Consider the following 9,938-nt stretch of genomic DNA (forward strand, 5'->3'; position numbering starts at 1 on the left):
TTGGGACTGGGAGACTGGGAGATTTTGCGACTTTATAACCAGTCTCCCAGTCGCCCAGTCTCGCAGTCTCCCAGTCTTCCTATTTCGCATAGGCTACGGCGCGCGTTTCCCGCACTACTGTTACCTTGATCTGTCCGGGATACTGCATCTCTTCTTCGATTTTTTTGGATACGTCGTAAGCCAGCTTGACGGCGGCCTGGTCGTCTACCTCTTCCGGTTCCACCATAACCCGGATTTCCCGGCCCGCCTGGATGGCGAAGCACTTCTCTACGCCATTGAACGACTCCGCGATCTTCTCTAAGTTTTCCAGGCGCTTGACGTAGGTTTCGATCGACTCCCGCCGCGCTCCGGGACGCGCCGACGATAAAGCGTCCGCCACTTGCACTAACACCGCTTCCACCGTCTCCATCTCGACTTCTTCGTGATGCGCCGCGATGGCATTGACCACGATGGGCGCTTCTCCAAACTTTCGCGCCAGTTCCCCGCCGATGGAGGCGTGGGTGCCGTCCCGTTCGAAATCGACGGCCTTGCCGATGTCGTGCAACAGCGCCGCCCGTTTGCAGATTTCCACATTGGCGCCGATTTCCGCTGCAATGGCGCCGCAGATGAAGGCCACTTCGCGAGAGGCGTACAGTTGGTTTTGTCCGAAGGAATAGCGGTATTTCAAACGGCCAAGAATTTTGATCAATTCCGGATTCATATCGACGATGCCTAGTTCGAATACGATCCGCTCCGCCGATTCCCGCATCTCCTCTTCCATTTCTTTCAGAATCTTGTTGTAAATCTCCTCGATGCGTCCGGGATGGATGCGCCCATCCGAAATCAGCCGCTCGAGCGTCTGCCGCGCCGCCTCCCGGCGGATAGGATCGAAGGAAGAGAGCACCACCGTATCCGGCGTATCGTCGATAATCAGATTTACGCCCGTCAACGCTTCGAACGATCGGATGTTGCGTCCCTCGCGTCCGATGATGCGGCCTTTGATTTCGTCTGAAGGCAGCGAAACCGTGGAAACCGTCGATTCATGCACGTATTCCGTGCATCCCCGTTGCAAGCAGGCGGCGATGATCTTGCGGGCGTCACGGTTGGCGTTCTCTTTGGCGGCGTCCATGATCTGCTTGATGACTTTGGCCGATTCGCGGCGCACATCGTTTTCCAGCGATTCCAACAATAATTGTTTGGCTTGGTCCGAAGTAAGACCGGAAATCCTTTCCAGCTTTCCGCGTTCCTCTTCGATCAAGGATGACAGTTCCGTTTCTTTCTTCTCCAAATCCTTGGATTTTCGTTCCAGTTGTTTGGCCAGCGCCTGATTTTGACGGTCAAGGTTTTCCGTCTCTTCGATTTTCTTTTCGAGCGTTTCCTCCCGCCGGTCCAGTTTTTTCTCCAGAGCTGTTATTTCTGCCCTGCGTTCTTTAAACTCCTGTTCTGCTTTCGTTTTTTCTTGATAAAGTTGTTCCTTCGCCTCTATCGCAGCTTCTTTCCGGATCGTGGCGGCGTCTTTCTGCGCCTCCTCGCGAATTTTGTTGGATAGGAGTTCTATGCTTCCGATCTCGCGATTGATGCGGTTTTTTTGGAAAATATAACCAATGACTAAGCCTGCGATCAGAGCGATTGCCGCTGCTCCAACCAATTCCCACAACATTATAGAAACCCTTTCTATATTTATAGGTAACGTAACGAATGGACTTCGTTTGAATTCTGTTTAAATTGTTAAAAAAACCTCACCCCAACCCTCTCCCAATGGGCAAGGGAAAAGATGACTTCATTCCATAAATATCGATGGATCAAAAAACGCGATCCATCCTACATTTCTTTCTGCCCTCGCCATGAGCCTATCCTCAGGAGGGAGGCTTAATGGCAAGTATTTCTAACATGCGAAACGGCTTGCTGCAAACGATCAATGACTTGCCCTGCGCTCGCCGTCTCGGCGCCCGTCTCTTGCGTAAATAAATCCGCCGCTAAACCATGCAAAAAAGCCCCAGCCGCCGCCGCTTGCATGGGATTCATTCCTCTCGCCAATAAAGCGCCAATGGTTCCCGCCAGCGCATCGCCCATGCCGCCGGAAGCCATGGCGGGCGAGCCGGTTGGGTTGACGTACATCATTCCTTCACGCTGCGCGATCACGGTGCAAGGCCCTTTTAGAAGCACCGTCCCATGAGGCGAGACGGAGGCGAGCCGGCGCGCGCAACCCCAGCGATCCGCCTGTACTTGTGCCGACGATAAGCCCAAGAGCCGCCCCATCTCTCCCGGATGCGGCGTAACTACCCATGGATGCTTGCGGGCAGATAATATCTCCTGCGATAGGGCGGACAATCCATCGCCGTCAATCAACAAGGGCGAATCAATTTCCAGCGCAACCTTTCGCGCCAGTTCCTGCGTCGAGGGATGCAATCCCAATCCCGGCCCGATAACGACAGCGCTGTATCGTTTGCCTTCCGCAAAAATCCACTCGAACGCTTCCAACGCCAGAGAACCCGCATCCGTCTCCGGCGCAGGCAGCGTCATCATTTCCCAAACGCCAGAGGCGTAAATCGGCATTAGAGAAGCGGGGCAAACGCAAGTCGCAAGTCCCGCTCCCATGCGGATCGCTGCTTTCGAGCATAATAGAGCAGCGCCCGTCATGCCCCGCGATCCGGCAATAATTAGTATATGTCCTTCGCTCCCCTTATGAGCCGAGCGTCCCCGCTTGGGCAGCCATGAATCGATGAGAGCCGCCGTCAGCAGTTCCGCCTCGCTATCGGCGTTGCGCAACAGATCGGAGGGAAGCCCTATATCGAGAATAATCAATCCTTTGCCATAATTTAAACCCGGCGGAACTACATGGCCGACTTTCGGCAAACCCATTGTAAAAGTAGCGTCGGCGTAGACGGCGTCGCCTTCTACTCGGCCGCTATCGGCATCGACGCCCGAAGCAATATCCACCGAAGCGACAAAAGCCTTTCTCGGCAGATTGTTCAATTCCCTGATGGCTTCCGCGATCAATCCTCTTGGAGCGCCCTGGCTGCCGGTTCCCAGTAATGCATCTACCCAGACTTCCGCCCCGGCTTCCGCCTGGAAAAACTCTTTCAGACTATCAGACGATTCGCATTCGACGATCCGGATTCCCGCTTCCCTCGCCAAAAGGAAATTCGTTCTTGCGTCTCCCTTCAATTCCTCGCCTCGGCTTAGAAGACACGCCGCCGCCGCCATGCCTTTTTCCTGTAAGCGGCGGGCGATGACGAATCCATCACCGCCATTATTACCCTTCCCGCATAGAATGGCGGCGCGGCGGCGCTTTTCGGGGGGTAGCGCTGTAAAAATTCCCTGCGCCGCGCCTTCACCCGCGCGTTCCATAAGGTAGAGTCCCGGCGCGCCGCGCTCATCGATCGCCTTACGATCAATGGAGGCCATTACGCTGCCGGTTACGATTCGCAAAGGGTATGGTAATAAATACAAAGACCCGCTCCTGGGTTTTCTATCCCAAGGCGAGGAGAAGAAAGGACGATGACTTTGCGGGTTATAGACAGTTAGGCTGTATCTTCTTCAACATCCCGATATAGAAAATCGTGGAGGCCAACAAGAATAGCCACTATGACGAAACCTTTCCATAGAGTGTCGAAAAAGAAATCGAGAGACCACTTCTCGATTGTGTCATTGTCCATCATGTGCAAAGCTACGTACTTTTGCAAATAGCAAAACCCAATGAAGAAAACGCATACGATGATATAATCTAAAATCGTATAACGGCTCTTCCGCATCGCCGTTTCCCCAACGGTCTTCGTTGCGAGCGTTTCTTCGGGGATTTGAACGTTGGTTGCTAATTTACGGCCTTTCTTTCCTCGAGCCATCTTTTTAATTCCTTTTTTATAATGACAGCTAACTATATTTTAATCCCGAACTAATGATTTTTGGAAGGGCGCATCGGCGTCTCGAACTTCATTTATGGAAAAAGGGGGCAATATCGAATATTCGATTGACTCCGATCTTATTAATTATGGCAAATCTAGGTATTATTTATATAGGAATATTACTTTTTTTCTTAATTTTTTACACCATATAACATATATATTACTGAAAAATAGAATAATATATTGGTTATATAGAATTTATAGCCAAAATCACTTGAATGCGCTGTCAGGCAATCAATCGAATTTATAGCCAATAAGATAATCCATAGTATCAATTGGTACCTTGCAATACGATATTGCGCCGTGTTTACTCGGCGAAGATCTCGATGCCGTTGATCGCAGGATTTTGTATGTCCGGCGTAAACGTAATCCTCAATTTTCCGTCGGTTACCTCAACGCCCTTGTACTCGCGCTGGATCGCCTTATACGGCCCATCGGCCTCCTTAAAGATATCGAAATCCTTCTCCGGCTTCTGTCCCTGCACGGCAAACGAATACACCCGCTCGCCGATGCCGGTAATGCCCGTGTAGGTCTCTGCAAAATGCAGGCGAACGGTGTACTTGCCGTTGGGAAGATTGAATTCGTACGCGCTCATGCTGTAGCGCTCGGTGCGGAATATCTGCGGGAACGCGACATTGGGAACCTCGAACTGTTCGTCCCGTTCGATAGTCATACCATCCGGTGGTTCCAGCGACGCGCCGGGAGCCTTGACCTCATCCGGCAGCCAGAGGTTGCCATCTTTATCGGTGTAGGGCTGATCGGCCCCGCACGCCACTCGGATCGCCAGCTTGGTTTCCGCCGGAGGCGCAGGCTGCTCCGGCGCCTCTTGGGCGAAGATCTCGATGCCGTTGATCGCAGGATTTTGTATGTTCGGCGTAAACGTAATCCTCAGTTTGCCGTCGGTTACCTCAACGCCCTTGTACTCGCGCTGGATCGCCTTATACGGCCCGCCGGCCTCCTTATAGATATCGAAATCTTTCTCCGGCTTCTGTCCTTGCACGGCAAAGGAATACACCCGATCGCCGATGCCGGCGATGCCCGTGTAGGTCTCGGCAAAATGCAGGCGGACGGTGTACTTGCCGTTGGGAAGATTGAACTCGTACGCGCTCATACTGTAGCGCTCGGTGCGGAATATCTGCGGGAACGCGACATTGGGAACCTCGAACTGTTCGTCCCGTTCGATGGTCATACCATCCGGTGGTTCCAGCGACGCGCCGGGAGCCTTGACCTCATCCGGCAGCCAGAGGTTGCCATCTTTATCGGTGTAGGGCTGTTCGGCCCCGCACGCCACCCGGATCGCCAGCTTGGTTTCCGCCTGAGGCGCATACGATGTCTGCTCATCCGCCTTGAAAATGCGTTGGGCGAAGAGATAGAGATTGTTGGCCCATGCGGTATCGTCGTGGGCATTGCCATCCACGTGCCAGACGTGAGGTACGTTCTTTTCCTTGAGGTATTGATGAACGCCCTGACTGACGCGGATCAAACCATCCTTATTGCCGCAGGCGATCCACAGCAGTTTCAATTTATCCTTAGCGGCCGCCGGATCGGGCAGGAATTCGACGTCGGCGTACATTCCGCCGAACTTGTTGGTATTCGGGGCTGAGGAGAATCCACCGACGTAGGCAAAGGTATCAATGTGATACATGCCGATGTTCAAAGACTGCCCGCCGCCCATCGAAAGACCGGCCAAGGCGCGATGTTCGCGGTCGGCATAGACGGAATAGTGCGACTCAACATAAGGGATGATGTCTTGAAGCAAGTCGTTCTCAAAAAGTTTCCCATAGCCTTCGAATCGGCCTCTTCCCCCTCCGGGGCCGCCCGGTCCTGAGAGTCCTTCAGACTTGGGATTGTCCACCGTCATGTTGGCATCGCAGTTGGGGAACACCATGACCATCGGCTGAATCTTGCCGTCAGCCAGCAGGTTATCGATGACGTTATCCGCTTTGCACCATTGCGGCCATTGGCGATCGTCGGCGCCGATGCCGTGCAGCAGGTAAAGCGTTGGATATTTGCGGTCGGCTGAATAACTGGGCGGCGTGTAGACGAGCATCTTACGACGCGCTCCGACTGTCTTGGAATCGTATTCAACCGTCGTTAACTCGCCGTGAGGGATGTTCTCGCGCCGGGTTCTGAATCCCTCGGGTGGATCGTCGAAGGCGGGCTTGTCATCTGAACCCAACTCGATCGGTCCACCGAATCCGCCTCGTTCTCTACGAGCGCCTTCCGCATCAGTGTTATTGCGCTCAGGGGACGATATCGCAGACGACTCTGAGGGCTTGGCAAGTTCTTCCTTAAACAGCAGTTGAGCGAACTCGCGCAGGCTGCGTCGCCAGCTCTGGAACTCGTGAGCTGTATCCGGGGAGACATAGAATACGCTATTGACGCCGGCTTGTTTCAACGCGCCGGCGTTCGCCTGCGGGTCGCCGCCACGTCTACCGCTGCGGTCGCCGCCGAGTTCGCGGCTGCCGTAACTAACGAATACCAGTTTAACCTTTTCCTTAAAACCAGGCGCGTTGTTGACATCATCCAGAGAGATAGAGCCGCCGCTGAAAAGACCGATGTGGGAGAACTTGTCGAGATTCTTTAAGGTGATCGACTTGGTCTCCATTCCGCCCATGGACAGACCGGCCATGCCGCGATGGGGTTGATCGGAGAGCGTGCGGAAGTTGGCGTCGATGTAAGGAATCAACTCGTCAACGAGAACCGTCTGGAATGGATCGATGCTGAAATTTCTAAGGCCGCCGAAGCGAACGTCGTTGGTCATGCCGTAGGTCATTACAATGAGGAATGGCTTGATCTTGCCTTCGGCGATCAGGTTGTCCATGATCAGATTGGCGCGGCCCTGGTTGCTCCAGGCGGTTTCATCCTCGCCCCAGCCGTGCTGCAGGTACAGCACTGGATATCGCTTGGTCAGGTCATTGTCGTAGCTGGGCGGCGTGTAGACGAAGGCGCGGCGCGAGATATTGGTGCTCTTCGAGGGGAAAAGAATCTGCTGCACATTGCCGTGAGAAACGTCCTTGAGGGCGTAGAAATCCTGGTCATGAGCGGGAATTTCGATGCCGCTTTCCCAACGAGTCGAACCGTAGAAGTTCAAGGCGCCGGGATCGTTGAATGTTCCCCCATCAATCGTGAGATGGTAGTAATGGAAGCCTTCATCCAGCGGTTCAGTCGCGCCGGTCCACATACCGTCATCGCCTTTGGTCAGGGCAGTTTTGCGTATGCTTACTATTACGCTTTCGGCGGTTGGAGCATGGATGCGAAATCTTGCCCGTCCCTCGGAGTTGACCTGCGGGTACTCTTGGCCGGGCTGATTCAAGGTCGAGGGTTTAAAATCTTCGACAACCGCCTGCGAAGGGGCTTGCGCAAAACTTAACGGCGCCCCAAGAATGATAAAGATCGATGCTATAGCGGAAAGCGTCATTTTCATCAGAGTCTCCTTAAGATGAATATTTTCCGCGAACCGAATCGCGAATTATGAACACCCCAACCTCTTGACCATCGTCTTTTGATGCGTCAAGAATAAGGTCGTTCAATAGAATAACACATTGATCGTGTCAAAATCGAGATGAACAGAACAGAATAAGATTAATTTTTCATCTCGCCGATGTGACATCTGTATCAACCCTTCAATGCAAATCTTTTCCCTTCCTTCTGAAACTCTATCGGGAGGGTGCCAAGGGCAAGGCCTCGAAGAGGACAACCCTTGCGAGCGCGTTCTTATAAGTTGTAAAATGTGATAGTGGTATTTTGGGGAAGGTCGGATAATGGCTGCTTCGCTTGTCTTTTGCACTTTACAATATATCCACAACAGAAAAAACGTGTATTAAATATCATGAAAAAAAGAGGAAAGACAAAACATTGCCAACACAAATCAGATGATTTTCATTTCTATAAATTAGAAAATCCTTTTAAAAATTTTTCTATGGAAGAGATTACGAGTAAATTTATTGAAGCAGGTGATTCTTATGAAAAAGAATTCCTCTCATCTTTTAAAAAAATTGAAAATCTATTAAATGAATTTTATCCTCTTGCTATACTATCTATTCTTTCGGTTTATAACTTATTTAGATTAGTTACTGATTCTAACCAAATCGTAACTCCAAGAAAGCCAACGTTGGATCAATCTCATATAGAATTATTACAGGCTTTTTGTTTGCGAATACCTGCAAATAAAATATCTTACAAACCAGCTTTACCTCATCAAATTCAAATTATTAATGATTTATTAATTTCTATTTGTGATTCTTTTGCAGGGAAGCGTTTTTCATTATTGAAAGATGATAGATTTGCTCAAAATAAGTCTATGATGTTTTTGCAAGAACGTATTCGTACACATACCCAAAGAGTTAGAAACTGGGGATATTTCGAACAGGTTGTGGATATATCTAAACGAATATATGAGCCATTGAATAAAAGATATGAAACTTGTATTGGAATAAGCGCAATAGATATCATTAATTTTTTTTACATTTTAATTAAGCAATCGGAAACTAAAATATGTAATCACTGGGATAAACTAAGTGATGTATTTAAGGAAAAATCTATCGAAAAAATAATTAGTAAATATTATAAATTATTTGATCTAAAGGGTGACCAAAATGAATTAATCAGTTTTTGTAATGATAATGAGATAAACTTAGTTGATTACTTAAAGAGTCATTCAGATATATTATTAGTTGATTATTTTAGTTTTCGTTTGAGTGAAATTTCCCAAGAAATTCAAATTCCCTTAGAATCATTACAGAGATTTCTTCCATTATTGAGTATGAAATTTGGAGATTTAAGTAATGAAGAACCTGAACATTTTTTTCTAAATAATCCAATATGGAAAAAACCATTAATTCAATTAACTAAAGATAAATTTTTCTGTTCCATGCCTCAGGTTTTTTTTGGATTTGTAATACAGATACTTGATTCATTATTAGAAGAAAAGGAAAATTCAAAGGAATATTGTAGTACCCGCAAATCTATTTTTTTAGAGGAAGAGGTTGAAAATATTTTTAAAGTGGCCTTTCCTGGGTCTCCGTATGTGCGGAATTTTAAATGGAAAGAAAATGATATTGAATATGAAACGGATTTGATAATAAAAGTTGATTCTTATTTAATTGTTGTTGAATCTAAATCCGGTTCAATATCTCTTTCAGCACTTCGAGGTGCGCCAAAGAGTATAGAACGTAATATCAATGAATTGTTAATATATCCCTCCATCCAGTCTTATAGATTAGAAAAAAGAATTTTACAGTCAAAAGATTCTAGTCTTTTTAATTTACCTTTTGATATAAGCTCAATACAGAAGGTAATTAGAATCTCAATTACTCTTGAAGATTTTGCTATGATTCAATCAAATATTAATCAATTAAAAAGGGATGGTATTATTAATAATGAGTTTCCTGTTTCACCTACAATACTTTTGTCTGATATCAAAATTGTTTTTGACATTCTGATCTCAGAAATGGAAAGACTACATTATTTGGTTCGCAGAAAAGAAATCGACGAAAATATGACATATTTTGCAGATGAATTAGACTTATTAGGTATTTATTTATCAACTGGATTTAATATAGGTGAGATTGAACAGAATAAAAAAGCTGTATTCAATTTTATAGGTAATTCTACAATTATTGATGATTACTATTTATCTGTTGAGCAAGGAATTAGTAAAGAAAAACCGAAATTAAAATTAACAAAATGGTGGAGAGAAATTATAAAATTTGTTGAAAAAAGAAAACCAAATCGATGGTCTGAAATTGCTGAAATTTTATTAAATATTTCATTTGATGATCAAAAGAAAGGAGAAAAGGAATTTAAAAGATATATTAGAAATGTACAAAAAAATTGGGAGATACCTGGGCATAAAAATTCATTATTTATTTGTCCTCAAAAATATTGTTTTAATGCAATTGGATTAATTGCTTATAAAGAATTATCAAAAAATGAGAGATTTAATTTAATAGAAAATTCAGTAAATTCAATATTTAAAAAATGTCATGCAAAAAGATGTTTAATTATTGGAAAAAACGTTGATTCTAATGATTATCCCTATAGTATATTGTG

Annotated in this window: 5 protein-coding genes and 1 pseudogene; 1 reads left to right on the forward strand and 5 read right to left on the reverse strand. The window is 47.1% G+C overall.

The genetic code is table 11. The features are described 5' to 3' along the window. Positions 1 to 79 precede the first annotated feature (79 nt). The 5 genes and pseudogenes from rny to AB1656_12265 form a co-directional block, all read right to left on the reverse strand. Positions 80 to 1,639, reverse strand: coding sequence for a ribonuclease Y (gene rny / locus AB1656_12245; GenBank protein ID MEW6236149.1), 1,560 nt, complete (start codon positions 1,637 to 1,639; stop codon positions 80 to 82). Positions 1,640 to 1,848: 209 nt separating this feature from the next. Continuing rightward, complete coding sequence (locus AB1656_12250; GenBank protein MEW6236150.1) at positions 1,849 to 3,432, reverse strand: NAD(P)H-hydrate dehydratase; 1,584 nt, start codon at positions 3,430 to 3,432, stop codon at positions 1,849 to 1,851. Between the two features lie 71 nt (positions 3,433 to 3,503). Continuing rightward, positions 3,504 to 3,824: a hypothetical protein gene (locus AB1656_12255; GenBank protein ID MEW6236151.1), complete on the reverse strand. Its 321-nt coding sequence runs from the start codon at positions 3,822 to 3,824 to the stop codon at positions 3,504 to 3,506. Positions 3,825 to 4,191: 367 nt separating this feature from the next. Then, positions 4,192 to 6,063, reverse strand: a complete 1,872-nt coding sequence (locus AB1656_12260) for a malectin domain-containing carbohydrate-binding protein (GenBank protein ID MEW6236152.1) — start codon at positions 6,061 to 6,063, stop codon at positions 4,192 to 4,194. Between the two features lie 111 nt (positions 6,064 to 6,174). Next, positions 6,175 to 7,305, reverse strand: a pseudogene (locus AB1656_12265) (alpha/beta hydrolase-fold protein). A gap of 411 nt (positions 7,306 to 7,716) precedes the next feature. On the opposite strand from AB1656_12265, the gene AB1656_12270 reads away from it, so the two are divergent. Beyond that, positions 7,717 to 9,938: hypothetical protein (locus AB1656_12270; GenBank protein ID MEW6236153.1), on the forward strand; the 2,222-nt coding region annotated here is incomplete at its 3' end.

Source organism: Candidatus Omnitrophota bacterium (assembly GCA_040755155.1).
Classification (GTDB): domain Bacteria; phylum Hinthialibacterota; class Hinthialibacteria; order Hinthialibacterales; family Hinthialibacteraceae; genus JBFMBP01.